Genomic DNA, 21949 nt, shown 5'->3' on the forward strand with positions numbered 1-21949 from the left:
CGCTACTGCTTATCCAGACCGTAGACGGAATGCAAAGTACGAACCGCAAGTTCCGTATACGGACCGTCGATCAGGATCGAAATCTTGATCTCGGAGGTCGTGATGGCGCGGATGTTGATCGATTTGTCGGCCAGCGCCTTGAAAGCGGTGGCGGCGACGCCGGCATGGCTCCTCATGCCGATGCCGATGACCGAAACCTTCGACATGCCGGCTTCCGACTGCACGACGTCGTAGCCGATCTCGGCTTTTAGCCGTTCAAGCACGGCCAGCGCCTTGTCGACATCGCCCGACGGCACGGTGAAGGTCATGTCGGTGAACTTGCCGTCCTCGGAAATGTTTTGGACGATCATGTCGACATTGATGTTGGCCTCGGCCAGCGGCCCGAAGATGCCGGCGGCAACGCCCGGCCGGTCGCCGACCCGGCGCAGCGAAATCTGCGCTTCATCCTTGGCGTAGGCAATTCCGGTGACGACCTGCTGTTCCACGATCTCTTCCTCGTCGCAAATGAGCGTTCCGGGCGGATTGAGCAAATCCCCCATTCCGGGCGCGTCGGGATCGTCGAAGGACGACCGCACGAAGGTACGCACCCTGTGCACCATGGCAAGCTCGACCGAACGCACCTGCAGAACCTTGGCGCCGAGCGAGGCCATTTCAAGCATTTCCTCGAACGAGATCTTGGCGAGCCGCCGCGCCTTGGGCTCGATGCGCGGATCGGTGGTGTAGACCCCGTCGACGTCGGTATAGATGTCGCAGCGATCGGCCTTGACCGCCGCGGCGATGGCGACAGCACTGGTGTCGGAGCCGCCGCGGCCGAGCGTGGCGATACGATTGTCCGGGCCGATGCCCTGGAACCCGGCGATCACCGCCACCTGGCCCTCGCCGAAGCGCTTGATCAGGAACGCGCCGTCGATGTCGAGGATGCGCGCCGCTCCATGCGCATTGTCGGTCTTGATCGGGATCTGCCAGCCCTGCCAGGAGCGGGCATGCACGCCCATGTTCTGCAAGGTGATCGCCAGAAGGCCGGCCGTGACCTGCTCGCCGGAAGCGACGACCGCATCATATTCGCGTGCGTCATGCATCGGCGAGGCCTCACGCGTCCAGCCGACCAGTTCATTGGTCTTGCCGGCCATCGCCGAAACGACCACCGCCACCTCGTGGCCGGCGTCGACCTCGCGTTTGACGTGACGCGCCACGTTGCGGATGCGGGCGATGTCGGCGACCGAGGTTCCGCCGAATTTCATCACGATGCGCGCCATGGGAGCGAAATGCCTTTGCCTGAAGCCGGACCCGGCCAAAAGCCGGAATCCCGAAAAGCGGAAGGCCGGCTGACGCCGGCCGCTGAATGCGCGGCCTCCTTAGCCAAATGATGAAGGTTTCGCAAGGCTGGCGGCCGATTGCCGGTTCCAGAAGCCGGCATATTGCCTTCCGCCCCGCCTCCGCCTACGAAATGCTGCCTGCGGGGAATTCTTTTGGTTCGGCATAACAGATGATGATTGCTCGTCTTCGACGCGCCATGCGATGGCAATCGCTCCCGCTTGTCGCCGGCTTTGCCGTGCTGGCGCTGATTGTCGGCAGCCGTGCCATGCTGGTCGAGGAACAGCGGGCCAACCGCGCCGCCGCGCGCGAGGCAATCGAATATCAGCAATTGCTTTCGGGACTGCTTTCGCTGGCGCAAGATGCAGAGAGCGGCCAACGCGGCTATCTGCTGACCGGCGAGAAATCCTATCTCGATCCCTATCAGCGCGCTGTCGGCGCCATTCCGGGGCAACTTGCCCGCATCGACAGCTTGACTGCCCCTGACGACCAGCTCGTCCAGCAGATCAGCCATATGAAGGACGCGCTTTCGCAAAAGCAGGCTGAACTGGCCGAGACGATTGCCCTGTACGACCAGGGCAATGCGACGAATGCGCTGGATCTGGTTCGCAGCGGCCAGGGCAAGGCCCTCATGGAGGAAATCCGGACCAGCATGGATACGGTCCGACGCATCAGCGCCGCAGCCGTCGCCGCGCGCGATGCGCATACCGACCAGGTCGAGGCCTGGTTACGCATCGGTTCGGTGGCGGCGCTGCTGGCGATCTTCCTGCTTGCCGGCTACGCGATCAGGGAATCGCGCCGCCGCTTCCGTGAGGTTGCCGTTGCCCAAGATGAGTTGGTGCGCAAGAACGTCGCCCTCGGCAAGGAGATCGAGACACGCGAAAAGGCCGAATCCCAGATCCGCCAGATGCACAAGATGGAGGCTGTCGGCCAGCTTACAGGTGGCATCGCCCACGACTTCAACAACATGCTGGCGGTGATCATCAGCGCCATGAACCTCGCCCAGCGCAAGCTGGCGCGCGGCGAGCACGACATCGCACAATTGGTCGATGCGGCGATCGATGCCGCGACCCGTGCCGCCAATCTGACGGCCCGACTGCTCGCCTTCTCGCGCCAGCAGCCGCTGGCGCCGCAGATCGTCGATGCCAACCGTCTGCTGACCGGCATGTCCGACCTGATCCGTCGGGCACTCGGCGAAACCATCCGCATCGAAACGGTGCTGGCGGGAGGCTTGTGGAAAACCCATGCCGACCCGAGCCAGATCGAGAACGCCGTTCTCAACCTGGCCGTCAACGCGCGCGACGCCATGGGCGATGATGGCAAGCTGACCATCGAGACCGCCAACAGCCATCTCGATGAGAGCTACGCCGCCGCCCATGCCGAAGTCGCGGCCGGCCAGTATGTGATGATCGCCGTCAGCGACACCGGTTCGGGCATGACCCCCGATGTCATCGCCAAGGCCTTTGAACCCTTCTTCACCACCAAGCCGGTCAACAAGGGCACCGGCCTGGGATTGAGCCAGGTGTTCGGCTTCGTCAAACAGTCGGGCGGCCACGTCAATATCTATTCCGAACCCGGCGAAGGCACGACGATCAAGATCTACTTGCCGCGATATTTCGGCGCCGAAGAGCCGGCCGTGCCCGCCGGGCGGGGCGACAACCCCTCCGCACCGGTCACCGAAACGATCCTTGTCGTCGAGGATGATGCCCGCGTGAGGGTCTCCACCACCGAGGCCATACGCGAACTCGGATACACCGTCATTCATGCCGCGAGCGGCGAGGAAGCGTTGCAGAAACTGGCGGAGCGCCCGAACGTCGGCCTTCTGTTCACCGACATCGTCATGCCCGTCATGAACGGCCGCAAGCTGGCGGAAGAGGCCGTTGCCCGCATGCCGCAGCTGAAGGTGATCTTCACCACCGGCTTCACCAGGAACGCCGTGGTCCACAATGGCGTGCTGGATCACGACGTGCATTTCCTTGCCAAGCCCTTCACCATCGAGCAACTGGCGGCGAAACTGCGCGACGTGCTCGGCACGACGCAGGGCGCAGCGGATTGATCACAATCGCTTCAGTCTGACGCAGCCGCGCTTCTCCACAGGCCGGGATAGTCGACAACGAAGCCGTGCGGCGAGATGTTGAGGGTCTCGTCATAGCCGAATACCGGCGCGGCATAGGCGTAGCGAACCGTGTCGAGACGCCGATAGATCTGATCGAGGCGCACCAGGCTCAGTTCAGGGAAAGTCAGGTAGGCGGCCGGGGCAGGCGTCGCCTCGCCGATGCCGAGGCCATACCGGCGGATCGCCAGCAGGTTCGATGCCGGTGTGAAGCCAAGATCGACATCGACAAGGCCGTCGACGCCCTGCTGGACTTCGCCATTCAGCGTCCACTGGCCGTCCGAATCGCGTTCGATCGCATAATGCAGCTTGCGGGTGCCGAGAAAGCCGTCGATCCGCGCTGAACGCGTGCGCCAGCCGACATCGCAGATCACCTCGTAGGCAAGGAAGCACGGCTTGCCGTCCTGGATTAAGATGGCCTGTCCCTCGAGACTGTGCCCGACATTGGTCTGCGAAAGCAGGCAGGCATCATGGCCCTCCACGTCCAGCCGACGCCAAAGGATCGAAGCCGTCATTGTTGTCATCGTCACCTCCCTAGAATTCGAAACGATGCCTCGTCCTTCGCCCGCCAAGCCAACCGTGTTTCACCGCGGCGTTCGTCAGCTGACATGCCTTGACAGAATCCGGCTCCCTGCCGGCAGAGGAAAATTGTTGCCTTGACATTCGCAGTCTCACGCCCGACTTCCTAGCGCATGACCCCGAAATCGAAGTCGATTTCGGAAAGGATCATGCGCAGAATCTAAAGTGCTACAGCGTCCTTTGCGCGTCCAAGAGGACGCGCCGCGCTGTAGTGTCGAGGAGACCTATCGATGCCAGAGCCCCGACGATCGACGATCGATGCCGGAGAAGTGGAACGCTTTTCCGCCCTTGCCGCCGAATGGTGGAACCCGAACGGCAAATTCCGTCCCCTGCACAAATTCAATCCGGTCCGGCTGGCCTATATCCGCGACCAGATAGCGACGCGCTTCGGCCGTGACCCGCGCGCTGCAAGGCCTTTCGAGGGCCTGCGCATCCTCGACATCGGCTGCGGCGGCGGCCTTCTGTGCGAGCCGATGGCGCGGCTTGGCGCCGAGGTTGTGGGCGCGGATGCCTCCGAAACCAACATCGAAGTGGCCAAGCTGCACGCCGCCGAGGGCAATGTCAGCGTCGACTACCGCGCCACGACGGCCGAGGACCTTGCCGACGCCGGCGAGAAATTCGACGTCATCCTCAACATGGAAGTGGTCGAGCATGTCGCCGACATCGACCTGTTCGTCGCCAAATGCGGCGAGATGGTGCGGCCCGGCGGCATCATGTTCGTGGCCACCATCAACCGCACGCTGAAGGCGCTGGGCTTAGCCATCATCGGGGCCGAATATGTGCTGCGCTGGCTGCCGCGCGGCACCCACCAGTTCGGCAAGCTGGTGCGCCCGGAAGAACTCGAAAAGGCGCTTGGCGGCGCCGGCCTGACCATCGTCGACCGCACCGGCGTCACCTACAACCCGCTGGCCGACCGCTGGGCGCGGTCGAAGGACATGGACGTCAACTACATGGTCCTGGCGGAAAAAGGCTCGGTCTGACCTTGTTCTGAATTCAACGGCCTGTAGCCGCCGCGCCAGTAGATCAGCGCCTGGCCGGCATCGGACGTGCGCACGGCCTCGACCGAACCGATGACTATGGAATGCGTGCCGCGGTCGATCATCTCGTCGAGGCTGCAGTCGAAGGCAGCCACCGCGTTCGAAAGCAGTAAAGCTCCGGTCTTGAGCGTCATCCATTCGGCGCCCTCATAGCGGTCCTTGCCCTTGATGCCGCCAAAGCCGGAGAACCGCTCGGCCACGCGCTGATGCTGGGGGCCAAGCGAGTTGACGCCGAAATGCCGGTAGCGTTCGATCACCGGCCAGGTCGACGACGACCGGTTGACGCAGGCAATCACCTTGGGCGGTTTGGCCGACAGCGAGACGACCGAAATGACCACCAGGCCGGAGCGATCCTCGCCGGTGCCGGCCGTGATGACGCTGACATTGCCGACGATCAGCCGCATCGCGGCGCGAAAATCAGCGACATCGACAGGAGTTCCCTCGAGAACCTTTGCTTCGGTCATGGCTTGCTCCAAAAGCAATTCCAGGAAAAGTGTGAAACGGTTTTCCCGGGAAAAGCGCATAGCGCTTTCCCTAGGGAATTGCGACAAAACAAAAAGAAGTAGAGCGGTTCTGCGTTTCCGTGAAACGATGAATCGCTCTAGGCCGCCGACTGCATGGCGGCCGCTGCGATGCGGATGCCCCGCTGCTCGAGGATGGGCAGAACGGTGTCGCGAAAATATGGGAATTCCTCGACATAGTCGACAAAGGACAGCGTCGAACCGCGAAACCCGGCCTCGTGCAAGGCGGTGATCCCGTCGGCGACCTGTTCGGGCGTGCCGGTGAGCGGGAAGCCGCCATGGCCCGCCGCCATGCGGTCGCGGATGAGCGCAAGAAGGTCATGCGGGAACGACTGCGCATGGGCAAATTGCAGCCGCACCAGATTGTCGACCGCAGCCCAGTCGGCATTGGTGCGGCCGAAATGCTCGAGATAGTCCTTCGCTTCCTTCTCGATCGGCCGGCAGACGACATGGGCGAAGGTCAGCACGTCGACGGTGCTGCCCGAGGCGACCGCCTGTTGCTTCAGCGCCGCGATCTCGTCCCTGGAGCGTGACAGGTCGATTGCCGGCGTGAACAGGAAATCGGCGTTGCGGACCGCGAACTTGCGCCCTTCTTCCGAGCCGGCGGCGTTGAGGATCGGCAGGCGCGCCGACGGGCGCGGATCGCCAAGCACGTTCTTCAGCTTGAAATAGGTGCCGTCCCAGTCGAACGCCTCGGTGCGACCCCACAGCGCCCTGACGATGTCGAACCATTCCTGTGCATAGCCGTATCGGGTGATGTGATCGTCGGGCAGTGTCAGCCCGAGCGCTTCATATTCGGGTTTGTTCCAGCCGGCGACGATGTTGAGGCCGATACGGCCGCGGCTGATCTGGTCGATCGTCGCCAATTGCTTGGCGACGACGACGGGGTGATTGGCCGCGGTGTGGGTGGTGGCGAAAACCGTGATGTTGCGGGTCAGCGCCAGGAGACCGGCGGCCCAGGTGATCGTCTCCAGCACATTGCCGTGGAAATTCGTCTCACCGCCATAGCCGATCCAGCGGGCGATCGGCAGCATGAAATCGATGCCGGCCTCATCGAGCAGCTGCGCCAGCCGCAGATTGTTGTCCCAGGAACTGACCCATCGTTCGGGGATCTTGGTGACGGTCATGCCGCCGGAACAATTGGACGCGAAGGTTCCGAGAAGGAAGGGCTGCGCATTGGCCGCGATCTTGTCGAGCATGCTCATCGGCGGTGTTCTCCTCATTTTTTGATTATATTTTATAATAGAAAGTCTATCATAAAATCATATGGACGCAATCGGCCGGATCGGCGCATGCTGCCGGGCGGGGAGACAGGATGAACGACCGCCGTAAACCTTTGGAAACACAAGCCAAGCTGCTGGATCGCGGCTGGCATCTGGCGCGCACGCCGCTCGAAATCGACGTTGCCGAAATCGAATATGCGCTGATGCGCTCCTATGAGGCTTTCGGCCACTGGCAGGCCGAATGCCTGGCGACGGTGATCGAGTTTTCCGTCAGCGGCCCGGAAAACACGCTGCTCCACATCATCAGGATGAACGATCGGCCAAAGAGCGTCCGCGACCTGGCGCAGATGACCAACCGCGACGACATCCCCAACATCCAGTACAGCCTGCGCAAATTGCTCAAGGGCGGCCTAGTCAAGCGAACCGGCAGCGGCAGGGCCGGCGTCACCTACGAGGTCACGCCGCTTGGGTTTCGAGTGACCGAACGCTATGCCGACATCCGTTCCGTCCTGCTCATCGAAGCGGTGACGCGCGTCCCCGAGATGGCGGCCAAACTCGAGGAAGCGGCGCGGACGCTCGAACTGATGACCGGCATCTATGAGCAGGCGGCCCGTGCCGCGGCCACCCACCGTCGCAGGCACCCAAGGCCGGAACCCGGTGGCGAAGAGAATGAAACCGGCGACGGCTGAGGCGCCAAGGTGTTCACGCCGCCTGGCTTTGCGCCTTCAGGCTGGTCTGGCTTTGTGCCGTGGTGGTGATGAAAACGCCGGCGGTGATGATGACCGCACCCGCCCAGGTCAGCAGCTGATAGTGCTCGCCGAGGAAGATCGTGCCGGCAAACAAGCCGACGGCCGCCGCCACATAACCGATCTGGCTGAGATAGACCGGACCACCGACCGCCTGCAGTCTGAAGAAGAAGGCAAACATCGCCGACGCCGACGCAACCTGCGCGACCACCACCAGCGGCACGCCGCCGAGTGGCACGAAAGCCTCGCCGCCGAACAGGAGAAGAATGCCGGCAAACAGCATCGCCGCTGACGCCAGATGGCTGCCGACGGCAAGCTCGATCGGGCCGGTGCCGTTCGGCCAGTCGACCGTGCGGTAGATGTTGCCGACGGCAAGGCTGACCGGAATGAGCAACCCCATCGCCACCCAGAACAAATCGGCCGGCTGGCCGGCCTCGCCGCGCGTGACCGCCACCATGACGGCGCCGACAAAGCCGACGGCGATGCCGACAATACCCAGCATGTTGGGACGCCGGACGCGCTGCAGGATCGAGAACACCAGCGTGATGACAGGCGACAGCGTGAACATGATGCCGGTATAGCCGGCTCCCAGATGCGGGATGGCCGAGAACATCAAGAGATTGGGGACGGCATAGGACACCGCCGCGGTGACGAAGAAGTAGCGCAGTTTGTGCGCGGTGAGCCGGACACGCTGGCCGCAAGCCAAGAGCACGCACAGCAGGACGCCGCCGGCGCCGAGCGAGATGACGAAGGCCCAGACCATGGCCGGCACGCCGGCGGCCGTGGCGAGCTTGCCGAAGGGCAGTGTCAGGCCGAGCAGGCCGCCGGTGACGACCAGCAGGCCGAGCGCCGAATCCCAGAGAAGTTTCATTGACCGAATCCTGTAGCGCGGCTCTTGGCCGGCATTGCACGTTACGATAAGATAATGGAAAGATTCTTAACGTCAAGATAAATAATGGTGAGACAATTGGACAGGGCAGCAAGAGCGATTGAGCAATGGAAGCGGGAGCGGCCCGATCTGGACGTCTCGCCGATGGCTGTGCTCGGGCGGCTGAACGAGGCCGCCTCGCTGATCGCCCGCGAGCGCCTGGCGCCGCTGTTTGCCCGTTATGGATTGCAGCCCGGGGAATTTGATGTGCTGGCCACACTGCGCCGTTCAGGCTCTCCCTACGCGCTGACGCCGACCGCCCTCTATGAAGCGACGATGGTGACGTCAGGCGCCATGACCAACAGGCTCGACCGGCTCGAGACGTCCGGATTGATCCTGCGCGGGCCGCATCCCAACGATAGGCGCGGCATTGTCGTGAGGCTGACCGAAAAGGGCTTGGCGCTGGTCGACGAGGCCGTTACCGCCCACGTTGCCAACGAGCACGCGGTGCTTTCGGGCCTGACGCAGGCGGAACGCGAAACGCTATCTCGGCTGCTTGAGAAATTGATCGGCAGCGTCAGCTAGCCGGTCAATTGCGATCGTCCGGAAACACCGGGATCGGCATGAACTCGACGCCGTCCTCGGCCAGGCTCTTGGCCTCGTCCAGTGTCGCCTCGCCATAGATGCCGCGCGGATCGCTTTCGCCGAAATGGATTTTGCGCGCTTCCTCCGCGAATTTGTCGCCGACATAATCGGCATTCTCGCGCACCTTCTCGGCCATCGCCTTCAGCTGCGCCAAGGCCTGTTTCTGCGCCTCGCCCATGGCGAGCGCTATCGTTTCCTGCTTGCGCGCCGTTGAGACGGCCGGCGCCATCAGCGCTTTCCGCACCTTGTGCGAGCCGCAGGTCGGGCAATCGACGAAGCCGCGCTTCTTCTGCGTGTCGAAATCGTCATTGCTGCGAAACCAGCCTTCGAATTCGTGCTCGTGCTCGCAGATCAGGGCAAAACGGATCAAGAGGCTGCACCCCTGAGACGCGGCGCCTCGCCCAAGCCGGCATTGACGGCAAAATCCCGCGCATTCCTGAGATTGGGGATCTTCTTGCGTGCCGCAAGCGACTGCGCCGGGTCGATCTCGGCGACGATCACCGCCGGCTCGTCATGCGTGGCTTCCGCGATGATACGGCCCCACGGATCGACGATCAGCGAATGACCGTAGGTCTCTCGGCCATCCTCATGCAAGCCGCCCTGCGCGGCGGCAACGACATAGGCGCCATTCTCGATGGCGCGCGCCCTGAGCAGCACGTGCCAGTGCGCCTCGCCGGTCTGGCGGGTGAAGGCGGCGGGTACGGAAAGCAGGTCGGCGCCGGCCAGTGCCTCGGCGCGGAAGAGCTGCGGAAAGCGCAGATCGTAGCAAACGGCGAAGCCGAGCTTTGCACCCTCGATCTCGGTGACGACGGCCTCGGTGCCCGGTTCGTAGGCGGCGGATTCGCGCCACGACTCGCCATTGTCGAGGTCGACGTCGAACATGTGGATCTTGTCGTAGGTGGCGAGCGCGGCGCCGTCCGGCCCGAACAGCAGCGCCCGGTTGGCGAGCTTGCCGTCGGCGCGTAAAATGGCTGTCGAGCCGATATGCAGGAAGACGCCGAGTTCCTTGGCCAGCTTGCGCGCGGTCGAGACGACGATATCCTTGTCCTCGGAGGTGAAGGAGGCGGCGCGCGCTTGCCTGTCGCGGATCAGCGCGCCGGTCATTTCCGGCGTCTGGATGTAGGCGGCACCTTGGCCAGCTGCTTCACGCACCAGCCGTTCGAGATCGACGGCGTTGCGCTCGGGGCTCTCGCCTGAACGCATCTGGATCGCAGCGGCTTTGAAAACACCCATCGTCATTCCCTTAATTCGTCGCGCCGTTGGCGAGCAGTTTGTCGAGCCGGCCTTCGGCCTCCAGCTCGTGGAGATCGTCACAGCCGCCGACATGCGTATCGCCGATGAAAATCTGCGGAAAGGTCGAGCGGCCATGCGCCCGGGAGATCATCTCCTGGCGCAGTTCCGGCGAGAAGGAGGCATCGTGCTCGGTAAAGGCTATGCCCTTGCGCTCGAGCAGCCGCTTGGCTGCCGTGCAATAGCCGCACATCATGCGGGTGTAGATCGTGACATCGGCCATGACGAATTTCCGCGGTTCGTTGCCGACTTATATAGTCGCGGACTCGTCCGCCCGGAAGTCCCCCGGCAACACACGCGCAAAGGTCAGCACGTCGACGGCGGCCGCACCTCCCCTTTTCAGCGCCTTGGTGGCGGAACGCACCGTGGCGCCGGTGGTGTAGACATCATCGATCAAAAGCACCCTGCGGCCGGCGATCTCGATTTCCGCCTCGGCGGGTACCCGAAAGGCGGCCCGCACATTTTCCTCGCGTTCCCCGCGCTCCAGCCCGACCTGCTGGCGGGTGAGTTTCACGCGCCGCACCGCCGAGGGGGCGAAGGGCAATTCACTGAGCGCCGAGACCGCCCTTGCCAGCTCCGCCGACTGGTTGAAGCGCCGCCTGAAAAAGCGCCGCCAGTGCAGCGGCACCGGCACCACCACATCCGCGTCGGCGATGAGATCGGCACCGGCGCGAACCATCCAGCGCGCCATCCATGGTGCCAGATCCGTGCGATCCTGGTATTTCAGCCCCTGCACCATCTGTCGGGCAACGCCGGAATAGGCGACCGCCGCCCGCGCCCGCTCGAAAGGCGGCGGATCGGCAATCGCCTCGGCCGACAGAAAGCCTTCACCCATATGGTGGGTGAACGGCGTGCCCATGACCGCGCACCATGGCCGCTCCAGCAGCCTGAGCTTCGGCCAGCAGGCGCCGCACAGCACGCCCGGCTGCGAGACATGCCGGCGGCAACCGGCGCAGACCGGCGGAAACAGCATACGCGCCGGCCAGCCGACAACCGACCGGGCCAGGTTCGTGATTCCGATGGACTTGATCTTGGGCATCGGATCGGCCACGTGGTTGCTCCTGCACGCCACTATATCAACGATCTCGGAGCGTGGACAAACAAAGGATCTGCCCGTTGCAGCCGATAATGGATACCTCTCTGTGGCTGGCGCACAAGCGGCGCGCCCTTGCCCATCCGGTCGACGGCGCGGACTTCCTGATGCGCCGCACGGCCGAGGACCTTGCCGACCGGCTGGGCGCCGTCGAGCGCAGGTTCGGCAAGGCGGCTGTGCTGTTTTGCCAGACGCCGGCGGCGGCCGAAACGCTCGCCGAAAGCAGCAAGGTCGCCGACATTGTCCGCGTCGAGGCGGACACGGCTTTCCTGAGCGGTGGCGATGTTGGCTTGATCGCACCGCTCGAAACCGTGCCGTTCGAAGCGGAAAGCCTCGATCTGGCGGTGTCGCTTCTGTCGCTGCAGGCCATGAACGACATCCCCGGCATGCTGATCCAGATCCGCCGTGCGTTGCGGCCGGATGGGCTTTTCCTCGGCGCCTTTGCCGGCGCCGGCACGCTTTTCGAGTTGCGCGAAAGCCTGCTTTCGGCCGAGACCGAGCTTTACGGCGGCGCCAGCCCGCGTGTCGCCCCGTTCACCGACGTGCGCGATGCCGGTGCGCTGCTGCAGCGCGCCGGTCTCGCTCTGCCGGTCGCCGACGTCGAGACGGTGACGGTGCGCTATGCCAGCCTGTTTAATCTTATGGCGGATTTGCGGGCCATGGGCGAAACCAATGCGCTCACCGATCGCAGCCGGCGGCCAGGCTCGCGCAAGCTGTTTGCCCGTGCTGCGGAAATCTACGCCGAGCGGTTTTCCGACCCCGACGGGCGCGTGAGGGCAAGCTTCTCGATTGTCTGGATGTCCGGCTGGGCGCCCGACGCATCGCAGCAAAAACCGCTGAAGCCCGGGTCGGCCAAGGTCTCGCTGAAAACAATCCTGGAGGCGCCCGACGGGCAATGATCCTGCCCGCAGGCGCGGAAAAGCCGGATCAGGGAGTGGGTGCGAAAGCGTTCGCAAGCTTGCTGTTATTGTCGCTGAACAGCCAGATGATCCCGTCGCGGACCTCACCGATACCGCCGACGATGGCCAGCGACAGCACGGCGATGATCACGCCATATTCGACGGCCGTGGCGCCGGTCTCGTCGTTCAGAAAACCCTGCAGCACTGCTTTCATGGCCTCAACCCCTCTGTCCGGGAACTTACAGCCGACCTGTTAAGAAAGGTTAACGGCAAAGGCTTAACAGGCGATGAAACCGCCGCCTTTGCGAAATCTCTTAACCATGTCAGCAGTCGCCGCTGCTCCTGCCATTGGACCTGATGATGCAGACCGAACTCGGCTGCGGCTGCAGCACGCTGCGGCGCAGCGTGTAGGTTTCGCGATGGCCGATCGAGCCTGTGGCCGCCATGTCGAGCCCGCCGAAACCATCGCGGGCCGACAGCGATCGTGTCTGGCTGTCGAGGAAAGGGGTTGCGATCAGCGCCAGCGCCACCGCGGCCGAACCGAACAGCAGCGTGATGCGCAATATGCCCATGCCCGCATCGGCGGCGCGAAAGCTGCGCTCGGGCCGGATCGAGTCCCAATCCCTGTCTAGGCTCATGCTATCGCTCCCCGGCAAATCGACGGCGCGGCCGCGAACGGCCATGCTTCAATTTTTCACGACGAGATAAATCTTCCATTAACGCTGACTGATACAACGCCTCGGCCAGGAACCGGCCGGACGCGAGCCTCAGAGCAGATCGATGAGGAACGGGATCAGCGGCGCATCGGCCGGTGGCATCGGATAGTCGCGCATCTGCTTCGGCCGCACCCATTTCAGCGTCTGCCCTTCCCTGGGCTGGGCTATGCCCCGAAAGCGGCGACAGACGAACAGCGGCATCAGCAGGTGGAAATCGTCGTAGGAATGACTGGCGAAAGTGAGCGGCGCCAGGCACGGGATGTCGGTTTCGATGCCGATTTCCTCATGCAGTTCGCGAATGATGCATTGTTCGGGCGTCTCGCCGGGCTCGACCTTGCCGCCGGGGAACTCCCACAGCCCGGCAAGTTGCTTGCCCTGAGGCCGCTGCGCCAGAAGCACCCGGCCATCGGCATCGACCAGCGCGCAGGCGGCGACCAGGAGCAGGCGCTTGCCGGCGATCGTCCCGTCACTCATGCCATCACATCATTCATGCCATCACTTCATTCATGACCCGGCGGCCGGCGGTAGTGGTAGCGATAGACTTCCTCGAAGCCGAGCGAATGGTAGAGCGCCAGCGCCGGCACATTGTTGGCCTCGACCTGCAGCCAGGCTTCCCGTGCGCCCCGCAGCCGTGCCCATTTCAGTGCCGACAGGATCAGGTTGCGGCCGTGACCCTTGTTGCGTGCCGACTTGTCGGTGGCGACCTCGAACAGGCCGGCGAGATCGCCGTCATGCACGCAGATCAGCGTCGCCAGCGCTTCGGCCCCATCTTCGAGCGCGAACAGTCCGGCCTCGGGCTGGATGGCGCCGATGATCTCCGACAGGCCGGGCCGCAGCGAAACGTCCGAACCGCTGACCTTGAGCGACGCGCCGATGAAGCGGCTGATGTCCTTGAGCGGAATCTGGTCCATGGCGTCGTCGAGCTGCGCGTCGGCCAGCGGCAACCGCATGACCAGCGACTCGTCGAAGCGGCTCCAGCCCTCGCGGTCGAGATGGCCGGCGAGATCGGGACCAGACAGCGGCGACATGCGGAACGTCAGCGGCCTTCCATAGGCATCGAAACGGCGGCTGGCCCGGCCAATACGGTCGGCCATGTGCATGATATCGCCGGGATCGAGCGGATTGACCGAGTTCAGCCGCTTGGCCGGATGGCCGGCGGTCAGCCGCACCACCCAGGTGCCGTCATAGTGGACGGCGGCTGCCGGCCAGGCGCGAAAGCCGGCCGCCTCGTAGCGGCGTACGATCGCGAGCATGCTTGCCGGATGCCTGGAGCTCAAAACCGTCAGCTCCGATAATCGCCATTGATGGCGACATATTCCTTGGTGAGATCGCAGGTCCACACCGTCGCCTTGCCGCGGCCGATGCCGATATCGGCACGGATGCGGATGTCGTCGCGCTTCATGTAGGCTGACGTCGCGGCCTCGGAGTAGCCGGGGTCGCGCTCGCCTTCATGCGCCAGCCTGTTGTCGCCGAACCAGATCGACAGCCGGTCGCGATCGGCGGGTTCGCCGGCCTTGCCGACGGCCATGACGACGCGGCCCCAATTGGCGTCCTCGCCGGCGACCGCCGTCTTGACCAGCGGCGAATTGGCGATCGACAGCGCGATGCGCTTGGCCGAGCGCGCCGATTTGGCGCCGGTGACGGTGACTTCGACCTGCTTGCGGGCGCCCTCGCCGTCGCGCACCACTTGCAGCGCCAGCGATTTCAGCACCTTGCCGAGTGCCCGGCGGAATGCGCCAAGGCGGGCATCCTTTGCATCAGAGATTGCTGGCGCACCGCGCTTGGCGGCCTTGCCAGTGGCGAAGATCAGCAGCGTGTCGCTGGTTGACGTGTCACTGTCGACGGTAACCGCGTTGAAGGTCTTGGCCGTGCCACGCGACAACAGGTCCTGCAGGACAGGGGCGGCGATCGGCGCATCGGTGGCGATGAAGGAGAGCATCGTCGCCATGTCGGGCGCGATCATGCCGGCGCCCTTGGAAATGCCGTTGATGGTGACATCGGCGTCGCCGAGCTTGACGGTCGCAGTCGCCAGTTTCGGATAGGTATCCGTGGTCATGATCGCCTTTGCCGCCTCGGTCCACAGCCCGGGCTTGCCGTTGCTGACCAGTCCCGCGAGCAGATGGCTGAATTTGCTGGTGTCGAGCGGCTCGCCGATGACGCCGGTGGAGGCCAGGAAAACTTCGCTTGCCTTGCAGCCGGCCGCCTTCGCCGCCGCCTCGCCGGTCAGCGCGGTCGACTCGCGGCCTTTCTTGCCGGTGAAGGCGTTGGCGTTGCCGGAATTGACGACCAGCACCCGCGCCTTGCCTGCGCCGAGATTCTGCCGGCAGAAGTCGACCGGCGCCGAGGGGCATTTCGATTTCGTGAACACGCCGGCGACCGCGGTGCCTTCATCGAAGATCATGGTCAGCAGATCGGTGCGGCCCTTGTACTTTATCCCTGCCTCGGCGGTGGCGATGCGCACCCCCTCGATTTCTGGCATTTTCGGGTATTTCTTCGGCGCAAGCGGCGAAATCGTCGTGGACATGGAGGCCTCGGGCGGGAAAAATCGCAGGGGAAGGCCGGTTTGCCCGATAGACCGCGCGGGCGCAAGGGCGTTTTCGTCGCTCTTGCCCGGGAGCTCGAACCCGCTCGTGGTTAGGCCTGCATTTCAAATCCGATGGCGTCGCCGGGGCCGATGGCGTTATGATCTGCCCCATGGGCGGCTTGCGATCCTTGCATGGGCATTTCTGGGACTTTTGCTGCTGAGCGCGGATGCGCAGCCGCAACGGCGGGTAGCGCTTGTCATCGGCAACGGCACTTACGCCGAAGCCGGCACGCTGGCCAATCCTGTAAACGACGCCCTCGACATCGCCGACAAGCTGCGCTCGATCGGCTTCGAGGTCATCGAGGGCAATGATCTCGGCAAGCGTGAACTCGAACGCAGCATCGGCGCGTTTTCCGATGCGCTCCAGGGCGCCGGCGTCGGGCTTTTCTATTATGCCGGCCACGGCCTGCAGGTCGACGGGCGCAACTACATCGTGCCGGTCGACGCCAGGCTGGACGTACCGGTCAAGCTGCAGCTCGAGGCCGTGCCGATCGACGAAGTCCTCGACATCATGGAACAGCAGACCAAGGTCAGCCTGGTGTTTCTCGATGCCTGCCGCAACAATCCATTTGCCCGCAGTCTCAGCCGTACCGCCACCACGCGCTCGGCGAAGGCGCTGGCCGGGCTGGCGCAATTCGATTCGACGCGCGGCTCGTTCATCGCCTTCTCGACGGCACCTGGCGCTGTCGCCATGGACGGCAGCGGACGCAACTCGCCCTTCGCCGCCGCCCTGCTGCGCCACATCGCCGAGCCCGGCCAGAGCATCAACGACATGATGATCGCGGTGCGCCGCGACGTGGTTTCGCAAACCCGCGAAACCCAGCGCCCCTGGGAGCAGGGATCGCTGCTCGAACGCTTCGAATTCGTCTCGGACGGACAACCCGCAGAGCCACAAAGGCCGGCCGCGGCGCCGGCCCCTTCGACGGAAGTCGCCGCACTTGAACGCTCTGTCGGCGAAGACAAGGGATCGATCGAGAAATTCCTGCGCCAGGACTATCTGACGCCGGACACCAGGGCGATGAGCGAGACCGTCAAACGGCTCTACGGCCCATCCGCCATCATCTTCGGAACCCGTTACGACGCCGACGCCATCGTCAAGGTCAAGGCCGACTGGTTCGCGCAGTGGGCCTCCTGGTCGCTAAGCATGGAGGCCGGCAGCCTGGAAGTCGCTCCGCAGGGCGAAGATCGCGCCGAGGCAGTCTTTGCGATGCGCTACGACTATCTTCCAAAGGACACGTCGGCGGCACGCCTGACCGGCAAGGCGCGCGTCGCGCTTGGGCTGGTCAGGGCCGGCGGCGGCTGGCGTATCGAATCCGAGACATCGCAGGCGATGCAGTAGGCGCGATCCCACGGCCAGCCGGGCAAGTTAAGCCGGCAGCGTCTCATGGCGATAGGAATTTTTTCTTGACTCGGTGAGGGCAGCTATGCTACATTTTTGCCCATGGTGCTGATTTGCGCCAGTGACCCGCCGCCCGGCGGGTTTTTGCGTTTAGAGCTTCGCAACCGACACGCCGGTAGACTTCCAGAGAATAAACTTAACCCCTGCCGCTACCATCCCTTCCTGAAGCTTGAAACGCGCCGTTTCGTTTGAGCGTCGGGGCGCCTATATTGCCGGCGATAGTGTTGGCGAGGAGACAGAGATGGCCGAGGACGCCGATCCGGCGCGCAGATCGATCGGTGCGCGGCGCAACCCCGACAGCGCCGATGCCATTCTCGAAGCCGCCGAGGCCGTGCTGGTCGAAGCCGGTTATGCCGGTTTTTCCATCGAAGCCGTGGCGCGGCGGGCCCGCGCCGGCAAACCCACCATCTATCGCTGGTGGCCGAGCAAGGCGGCGTTGCTGCTTGAGGTCTACCAGCGCCAGAAGCGCGTCGATGTTCCCGATACGGGCCGGCTGGAGGAGGATCTCGTCGGCTTCCTGAAAAACCTGTTCGCCCACTGGCGCGAAACATCGTCGGGAAGCGTGTTCCGGTCGCTGATCGCCGAGGCACAGTCGGACGAGGCCGCTGCCGCGGCCCTTGCCGACTACTCACTGGGCCGACGCTCCCATACCGGCCAGATCATCGAACGCGCCAAGGCAAGGGGCGAAATCCCGGCCGACATCGATTCAGCTGTTGTCGCAGACCTCATCGCCTCCTTCGCCTGGAGACATCTGTTGACCAACCGGCTCGACGAGGACGAAGCCACCATCGGCAAGGCGGTCAACTACGTGATGCGAGGCATAGCGGCGCCCCGCCCCCTGAAAATACGGCAATGAAAAAGGGCGCGGCAACCCCTGGCTGCCGCGCCCTTTTTCAAGGAGCTATCAGTCTTACTTGGCGCTTTCCAGCGTATCGACCGTCTTTTTCAGGTTCGCGTCGGGGATCTCGATCTTGGCGCCGGCGCGCAGCGACTTGACCAGCGCGAAATACTTGTCACGGATGACCGCCTGCTTGGCCTGGTCCTTGACGTCGTCGAAGGCCGGCGGCTGCTTGGTGCGCTTGTCCTCGAGCTTGATGACATGCCAGCCGAACTGCGTTTGCACCGGCTGCTCGGTGTATTTGCCGACCTCGAGCGCGGAGGCCGCCTTGTCGAACTCCGGCACCATCTGGCCAGGTCCGAACCAGCCGAGATCGCCGCCGCTGGTCTTGCCCGAGGGATCGCTGGTGTGCTCGTTGGCGAGCTTCTGGAAGTCAGCGCCGCCATCGAGCTGCTTGATGATGGCCTCGGCCTCTTCCTTGGTCTTCACGAGGATGTGACGGGCATGCAGCTCATTGGTGGGCGGCGTGTTGGCGATTTCCTGGTCGTAACGGGCGCGGACCTCGGCGTCGGTGACCTTGTCGACGACGCCCTTCTCGACCATCTCGCCATGCAGCGCGCGCTGCTGCAGGAAAGCCATGCGGCGCTGGAAGTCGGGATCCTTGTCGAGCCCTGTGGTGACCGCCTCGGCGGCCATGACGCGGATCTCGATGGCAGCCGAAAGGGCGGCGGCACGGCGCTGCTCGGGCGGCAATTGCGCGAACTGCTGCGACAATTCCCCTTCGGCAAGCACCAGATCTGCTTCGGTCAGGGGCTGGCCGTTGACGGTGGCGATAACCTTATTCGGATCGACCGGTGCCGCGGCTGGCGCTGCTGCATCCGCCGGAGCGGGAGCGGTTTGCTGCGCCATCACAGGCGAGAGCGAAAGGGCCGACAGGCCGACGGCCAAGCCAAGGCTGGCGAGCGACGCGCGGCGGAACAACAGGGACATAGGGCGACTCCGGTGGGGATTGTTAAGAGGGGTGCTTCCAGATCGGCCAGATTGTGGCGGAATTTGGCGCAGCCAGCAGGGCCGGCGCGGCGTTGACATCAGTTGAGCCCCCTCTTATCTGTCCAACGACTTTGCGTCCAGAACCGTTTTCCGGGCGCTTTTTGTGTTTGCCAGTGTTCACTAATGTGTTTGCCGGTGTTCACGTGGAATTGATGGGGCCGGCCGGCGCTCATCTCAAGATTGAGAATTCTATCGAAAGGACCATCGGATGGTCAGTCTCGGCGGTCTCGCCCGTAAGGTTTTCGGTTCCTCCAATGACCGTCGGGTCAAATCGACCCGGCCTCGTGTCGAGGCGATCAACGCCATGGAAAACGAGATGCGGGCGCTTTCCGACGAGGAGTTGGTCGGCCGCACCGCGAAATTCCGCCAGGACATCGCCAACGGCGCCACGCTCGACGACCTGTTGGTGCCTGCCTTCGCCACCGCCCGCGAGGCGGCGCGCCGCGTGCTCGGCATGCGCCCCTTCGATGTCCAGCTGATCGGCGGCATGGTGCTGCACAATGGCGGCATTGCCGAGATGCGCACCGGCGAGGGCAAGACCCTGGTCGCGACGCTGCCGGTCTACCTCAACGCGCTCGCCGGCAAGGGCGTCCACGTCGTCACCGTCAACGACTATCTGGCCACCCGCGACTCCGAATGGATGGGCCGCGTCTACAAGTTCCTCGGCCTCTCGGTCGGCGTCATCGTCCACGGCCTTTCCGACGAGGAGCGCAGCGCCGCCTACGCCGCCGATGTCACCTACGCCACCAACAACGAGCTTGGCTTCGACTACCTGCGCGACAACATGAAATACGAGCGCGCCCAGATGGTGCAGCGCGGTCACAATTACGCGATCGTCGACGAAGTCGATTCCATCCTGGTCGACGAGGCGCGCACGCCGCTGATCATTTCCGGTCCGCTCGAGGACCGTTCGGAAATGTACAACACCATCGACACCTTCATCATCCAGCTGCAGCCGCAGGATTATGAGATCGACGAGAAGCAGAAGACCTCGATCTTCACCGAGGAAGGCACCGAGAAGCTCGAGAACCTTTTGCGCGACGCCGGCCTGCTCAAGGGCGAGTCGCTCTACGACGTCGAGAACGTCGCCATCGTCCACCACGTCAACAACGCGCTGAAGGCGCACCGGCTGTTCCAGAAGGACAAGGACTATATCGTGCGCAACGGCGAGATCGTCATCATCGACGAGTTCACCGGCCGCATGATGCCGGGCCGCCGCTATTCGGAAGGCCTGCACCAGGCGCTCGAAGCCAAGGAGCATGTGGCGATCCAGCCGGAGAACCAGACGCTGGCCTCCGTCACCTTCCAGAACTATTTCCGCCTCTACAAGAAGCTGTCCGGCATGACCGGCACCGCGCTGACCGAGGCTGAGGAATTCGGCAACATCTACGGCCTGGAAGTCACCGAAATCCCGACCAATCTGCCCGTCGTGCGCATCGACGAGGACGACGAGGTCTACCGGACGGTCGAGGAGAAATACAAGGCGATCGTCAGGGAGATCCGCGAAGCCAGCGCCAAGGGCCAGCCGACGCTGGTCGGCACCACTTCCATCGAAAAGTCCGAGCAGCTGGCCGAGCGCCTGCGCAAGGAAGGTTTTACCGATTTCGAAGTGCTGAACGCCCGTCATCACGAGCGCGAGGCGGCGATCGTCGCCCAGGCCGGCAAGCCAGGCGCTATCACCATCGCCACGAACATGGCCGGCCGCGGCACCGACATCAAGCTCGGCGGCAATGCCGAGATGCGCATCGAGGAAGAACTCGGCGACATGCCGGCCGGACCCGAGCGCGAGGCGCGGGAAAAGGAAATCATTGCCGACATCGAGCGGCTGAAGGAAAAGGCGCTGGCCGCCGGCGGCCTCTACGTGCTGGCCACCGAACGCCACGAATCGCGCCGCATCGACAACCAGTTGCGCGGCCGCTCCGGCCGTCAGGGCGACCCCGGCCGCTCGAAATTCTTCCTGTCGCTGCAGGACGATCTGATGCGCATCTTCGGCTCCGAGCGCATGGACGGCATGCTGCAGAAGCTCGGCCTCAAGGAAGACGAGGCGATCATCCATCCGTGGATCAACAAGGCGCTGGAAAAGGCGCAGAAGAAGGTCGAGGCGCGCAACTTCGACATCCGCAAGAACCTTTTGAAATATGATGACGTCTCCAACGACCAGCGCAAGGTGGTGTTCGAGCAGCGCATCGAGCTGATGGACGGCGAGGGCCTCTCCGAAACGATCGCCGAGATGCGCGAAGGCGTCATCGACGAGATCGTCGCCAAGGCCATTCCCGAAAATGCCTATGCCGAGCAGTGGAACGTTGCCGGGCTGAAGGCCGAGATCGCCGAGTTCCTGAACCTCGACCTGCCGGTCGAGGACTGGGCCAAGGAAGAGGGCATCGCCGAGGACGACATCCGCGAGCGCATCGCGCAGGCCGCCGAAGCCGCCGCCAAGGAGCGCGCCGAGCGTTTTGGCCCCGAGGTGATGAATTACGTCGAACGCTCGGTGGTGCTGCAGACGCTCGACCATCTGTGGCGCGAGCACATCGTCAATCTCGACCATCTGCGTTCGGTCGTCGGCTTCCGCGGCTACGCCCAGCGCGATCCGCTGCAGGAATACAAGGGCGAGGCGTTCGAGTTGTTCCAGGCCATGCTGGGCAATCTGCGCCAGGCCGTCACCGCGCAGCTGATGCGCGTCGAACTGGTCCGCCAGGCCGCTGAAGCACCGCCCCCGGAAGCCCCCGACATGTTCGGCACGCATATTGACGGCACAACCGGCGAGAACGACTTCGAAGGCGGCGAGACCGCCCTCCTGGTCCGCCCGGAGACAACCGCCATCGTCGCTCCCGAAGACCGAGATCCAAACAACCAGGCCACCTGGGGCAAGGTCGGCCGCAACGAGGCCTGCCCGTGTGGTTCGGGGAAGAAGTATAAGCACTGCCATGGGGCGTTTGCGTAAGGGACGCTTCCCTTCTCCCCGTCACTATACGGGGAGAAGGTGCCGGAAGGCGGATGAGGGGCGGCGCTGACGGTCGCGATTAGCCGATCTCCC

General features: G+C 63.9%; 23 protein-coding genes. 8 read left to right on the forward strand and 15 right to left on the reverse strand.

All coding sequences use genetic code 11. The features are described from left to right. Window positions 1-2: 2 nt before the first annotated feature. Window positions 3-1256, reverse strand: coding sequence for an aspartate kinase (locus NKH52_RS04545; protein WP_023811164.1), 1254 nt, complete (start codon window positions 1254-1256; stop codon window positions 3-5). 257 nt (window positions 1257-1513) lie between these two features. On the opposite strand from NKH52_RS04545, the gene NKH52_RS04550 reads away from it, so the two are divergent. Further along, entirely contained in the window at window positions 1514-3370 is a 1857-nt protein-coding gene (locus NKH52_RS04550; protein ID WP_352727944.1) for a CHASE3 domain-containing protein, read from the forward strand. 11 nt (window positions 3371-3381) lie between these two features. Here the strand turns inward: NKH52_RS04550 and NKH52_RS04555 are convergent, their stop codons facing one another. Then, window positions 3382-3951, reverse strand: coding sequence for a putative glycolipid-binding domain-containing protein (locus NKH52_RS04555; protein WP_352727942.1), 570 nt, complete (start codon window positions 3949-3951; stop codon window positions 3382-3384). 285 nt (window positions 3952-4236) lie between these two features. Between NKH52_RS04555 and ubiG the strand changes: the two genes are divergently transcribed. Next, window positions 4237-4986, forward strand: coding sequence for a bifunctional 2-polyprenyl-6-hydroxyphenol methylase/3-demethylubiquinol 3-O-methyltransferase UbiG (gene ubiG, locus NKH52_RS04560; RefSeq protein WP_352727940.1), 750 nt, complete (start codon window positions 4237-4239; stop codon window positions 4984-4986). On the opposite strand, the gene NKH52_RS04565 is transcribed toward ubiG, so the two are convergent. Next, window positions 4953-5507 carry a flavin reductase family protein gene (locus NKH52_RS04565; protein ID WP_352727939.1) on the reverse strand — a complete coding sequence of 185 codons (555 nt, stop codon included), beginning with the start codon at window positions 5505-5507 and terminating at the stop codon, window positions 4953-4955. The genes ubiG and NKH52_RS04565 overlap by 34 nt on opposite strands. Before the next feature lie 137 nt (window positions 5508-5644). Further along, window positions 5645-6769 (reverse strand): LLM class flavin-dependent oxidoreductase, encoded by a 1125-nt coding sequence (locus NKH52_RS04570; protein ID WP_352966556.1) that lies wholly within the window; start codon window positions 6767-6769, stop codon window positions 5645-5647. 110 nt (window positions 6770-6879) lie between these two features. On the opposite strand from NKH52_RS04570, the gene NKH52_RS04575 reads away from it, so the two are divergent. Continuing rightward, window positions 6880-7476, forward strand: a complete 597-nt coding sequence (locus NKH52_RS04575) for a winged helix DNA-binding protein (RefSeq protein WP_352727935.1) — start codon at window positions 6880-6882, stop codon at window positions 7474-7476. Between the two features lie 13 nt (window positions 7477-7489). Here the strand turns inward: NKH52_RS04575 and NKH52_RS04580 are convergent, their stop codons facing one another. Further along, a complete protein-coding gene (locus NKH52_RS04580) occupies window positions 7490-8404 on the reverse strand; it encodes a DMT family transporter (RefSeq protein ID WP_352727933.1) in 915 nt (304 codons plus the stop codon). 96 nt (window positions 8405-8500) lie between these two features. Here NKH52_RS04580 and NKH52_RS04585 point away from each other — a divergent pair, with 96 nt between their 5' ends. Further along, a complete protein-coding gene (locus NKH52_RS04585) occupies window positions 8501-8986 on the forward strand; it encodes a MarR family winged helix-turn-helix transcriptional regulator (protein WP_352728346.1) in 486 nt (161 codons plus the stop codon). A 4-nt stretch (window positions 8987-8990) separates the two neighbouring features. Here the strand turns inward: NKH52_RS04585 and NKH52_RS04590 are convergent, their stop codons facing one another. The 4 genes from NKH52_RS04590 to NKH52_RS04605 are packed head-to-tail and all read right to left on the reverse strand — an operon-like array spanning window position 8991 to window position 11387. Further along, window positions 8991-9416, reverse strand: coding sequence for a DUF1178 family protein (locus NKH52_RS04590; protein WP_352727932.1), 426 nt, complete (start codon window positions 9414-9416; stop codon window positions 8991-8993). After that, window positions 9413-10279, reverse strand: coding sequence for a carbon-nitrogen hydrolase family protein (locus NKH52_RS04595; RefSeq protein ID WP_352727930.1), 867 nt, complete (start codon window positions 10277-10279; stop codon window positions 9413-9415). The genes NKH52_RS04590 and NKH52_RS04595 overlap by 4 nt, the downstream gene beginning before the upstream one ends. A gap of 10 nt (window positions 10280-10289) precedes the next feature. Next, entirely contained in the window at window positions 10290-10559 is a 270-nt protein-coding gene (gene grxC, locus NKH52_RS04600; protein WP_352727928.1) for a glutaredoxin 3, read from the reverse strand. 27 nt (window positions 10560-10586) lie between these two features. Then, complete coding sequence (locus tag NKH52_RS04605) at window positions 10587-11387, reverse strand: ComF family protein (RefSeq protein WP_352727926.1); 801 nt, start codon at window positions 11385-11387, stop codon at window positions 10587-10589. A 65-nt stretch (window positions 11388-11452) separates the two neighbouring features. Between NKH52_RS04605 and NKH52_RS04610 the strand changes: the two genes are divergently transcribed. Continuing rightward, window positions 11453-12328: a methyltransferase domain-containing protein gene (locus tag NKH52_RS04610; RefSeq protein ID WP_352727924.1), complete on the forward strand. Its 876-nt coding sequence runs from the start codon at window positions 11453-11455 to the stop codon at window positions 12326-12328. Between the two features lie 28 nt (window positions 12329-12356). On the opposite strand, the gene NKH52_RS04615 is transcribed toward NKH52_RS04610, so the two are convergent. The 5 genes from NKH52_RS04615 to argJ form a co-directional block, all read right to left on the reverse strand. Next, complete coding sequence (locus tag NKH52_RS04615; RefSeq protein ID WP_352727922.1) at window positions 12357-12542, reverse strand: Flp family type IVb pilin; 186 nt, start codon at window positions 12540-12542, stop codon at window positions 12357-12359. Window positions 12543-12651: 109 nt separating this feature from the next. Then, on the reverse strand, window positions 12652-12966 hold the full coding sequence (locus tag NKH52_RS04620; protein ID WP_352727920.1) for a hypothetical protein: 315 nt from the start codon (window positions 12964-12966) through the stop codon (window positions 12652-12654). Between the two features lie 129 nt (window positions 12967-13095). After that, window positions 13096-13518 carry a (deoxy)nucleoside triphosphate pyrophosphohydrolase gene (locus tag NKH52_RS04625; protein ID WP_352727918.1) on the reverse strand — a complete coding sequence of 141 codons (423 nt, stop codon included), beginning with the start codon at window positions 13516-13518 and terminating at the stop codon, window positions 13096-13098. A 26-nt stretch (window positions 13519-13544) separates the two neighbouring features. After that, window positions 13545-14297: a GNAT family N-acetyltransferase gene (locus tag NKH52_RS04630; protein ID WP_352727916.1), complete on the reverse strand. Its 753-nt coding sequence runs from the start codon at window positions 14295-14297 to the stop codon at window positions 13545-13547. 29 nt (window positions 14298-14326) lie between these two features. Beyond that, entirely contained in the window at window positions 14327-15568 is a 1242-nt protein-coding gene (gene argJ / locus NKH52_RS04635) for a bifunctional glutamate N-acetyltransferase/amino-acid acetyltransferase ArgJ (protein WP_352727914.1), read from the reverse strand. Window positions 15569-15779: 211 nt separating this feature from the next. Here argJ and NKH52_RS04640 point away from each other — a divergent pair, with 211 nt between their 5' ends. Both NKH52_RS04640 and NKH52_RS04645 read left to right on the forward strand, forming a co-directional pair. Then, window positions 15780-16967: a caspase family protein gene (locus tag NKH52_RS04640; protein ID WP_352727912.1), complete on the forward strand. Its 1188-nt coding sequence runs from the start codon at window positions 15780-15782 to the stop codon at window positions 16965-16967. Between the two features lie 301 nt (window positions 16968-17268). Further along, window positions 17269-17883, forward strand: a complete 615-nt coding sequence (locus NKH52_RS04645; RefSeq protein WP_352727910.1) for a TetR/AcrR family transcriptional regulator — start codon at window positions 17269-17271, stop codon at window positions 17881-17883. 54 nt (window positions 17884-17937) lie between these two features. Here NKH52_RS04645 and NKH52_RS04650 read toward each other — a convergent pair whose 3' ends face one another. Further along, window positions 17938-18855 carry a peptidylprolyl isomerase gene (locus tag NKH52_RS04650; protein WP_127293635.1) on the reverse strand — a complete coding sequence of 306 codons (918 nt, stop codon included), beginning with the start codon at window positions 18853-18855 and terminating at the stop codon, window positions 17938-17940. Between the two features lie 268 nt (window positions 18856-19123). Between NKH52_RS04650 and secA the strand changes: the two genes are divergently transcribed. After that, entirely contained in the window at window positions 19124-21856 is a 2733-nt protein-coding gene (gene secA, locus NKH52_RS04655; protein ID WP_352554404.1) for a preprotein translocase subunit SecA, read from the forward strand. The last annotated feature ends 93 nt before the right edge of the window (window positions 21857-21949 follow it).

This window comes from Mesorhizobium sp. M1066, assembly GCF_040318635.1.
In the GTDB taxonomy this organism is placed as follows: domain Bacteria; phylum Pseudomonadota; class Alphaproteobacteria; order Rhizobiales; family Rhizobiaceae; genus Mesorhizobium.

Excerpts from the sequence above, each read along its gene's own strand:
- NKH52_RS04550 (WP_352727944.1), top strand. The coding sequence starts at position 1,514 with ATGCGATGGCAATCGCTCCCGCTTGTCGCCGGCTTTGCCGTGCTGGCG.
- grxC (WP_352727928.1), bottom strand. The coding sequence starts at position 10,559 with ATGGCCGATGTCACGATCTACACCCGCATGATGTGCGGCTATTGCACG.
- NKH52_RS04615 (WP_352727922.1), bottom strand. The coding sequence starts at position 12,542 with ATGAAAGCAGTGCTGCAGGGTTTTCTGAACGACGAGACCGGCGCCACG.
- NKH52_RS04565 (WP_352727939.1), bottom strand. The coding sequence starts at position 5,507 with ATGACCGAAGCAAAGGTTCTCGAGGGAACTCCTGTCGATGTCGCTGAT.
- NKH52_RS04555 (WP_352727942.1), bottom strand. The coding sequence starts at position 3,951 with ATGACAACAATGACGGCTTCGATCCTTTGGCGTCGGCTGGACGTGGAG.
- NKH52_RS04570 (WP_352966556.1), bottom strand. The coding sequence starts at position 6,769 with ATGAGCATGCTCGACAAGATCGCGGCCAATGCGCAGCCCTTCCTTCTC.
- argJ (WP_352727914.1), bottom strand. The coding sequence starts at position 15,568 with ATGTCCACGACGATTTCGCCGCTTGCGCCGAAGAAATACCCGAAAATG.
- NKH52_RS04595 (WP_352727930.1), bottom strand. The coding sequence starts at position 10,279 with ATGGGTGTTTTCAAAGCCGCTGCGATCCAGATGCGTTCAGGCGAGAGC.
- NKH52_RS04630 (WP_352727916.1), bottom strand. The coding sequence starts at position 14,297 with ATGCTCGCGATCGTACGCCGCTACGAGGCGGCCGGCTTTCGCGCCTGG.
- NKH52_RS04545 (WP_023811164.1), bottom strand. The coding sequence starts at position 1,256 with ATGGCGCGCATCGTGATGAAATTCGGCGGAACCTCGGTCGCCGACATC.
- NKH52_RS04575 (WP_352727935.1), top strand. The coding sequence starts at position 6,880 with ATGAACGACCGCCGTAAACCTTTGGAAACACAAGCCAAGCTGCTGGAT.
- NKH52_RS04625 (WP_352727918.1), bottom strand. The coding sequence starts at position 13,518 with ATGAGTGACGGGACGATCGCCGGCAAGCGCCTGCTCCTGGTCGCCGCC.
- ubiG (WP_352727940.1), top strand. The coding sequence starts at position 4,237 with ATGCCAGAGCCCCGACGATCGACGATCGATGCCGGAGAAGTGGAACGC.
- NKH52_RS04620 (WP_352727920.1), bottom strand. The coding sequence starts at position 12,966 with ATGAGCCTAGACAGGGATTGGGACTCGATCCGGCCCGAGCGCAGCTTT.
- NKH52_RS04580 (WP_352727933.1), bottom strand. The coding sequence starts at position 8,404 with ATGAAACTTCTCTGGGATTCGGCGCTCGGCCTGCTGGTCGTCACCGGC.
- NKH52_RS04650 (WP_127293635.1), bottom strand. The coding sequence starts at position 18,855 with ATGTCCCTGTTGTTCCGCCGCGCGTCGCTCGCCAGCCTTGGCTTGGCC.
- secA (WP_352554404.1), top strand. The coding sequence starts at position 19,124 with ATGGTCAGTCTCGGCGGTCTCGCCCGTAAGGTTTTCGGTTCCTCCAAT.
- NKH52_RS04645 (WP_352727910.1), top strand. The coding sequence starts at position 17,269 with ATGGCCGAGGACGCCGATCCGGCGCGCAGATCGATCGGTGCGCGGCGC.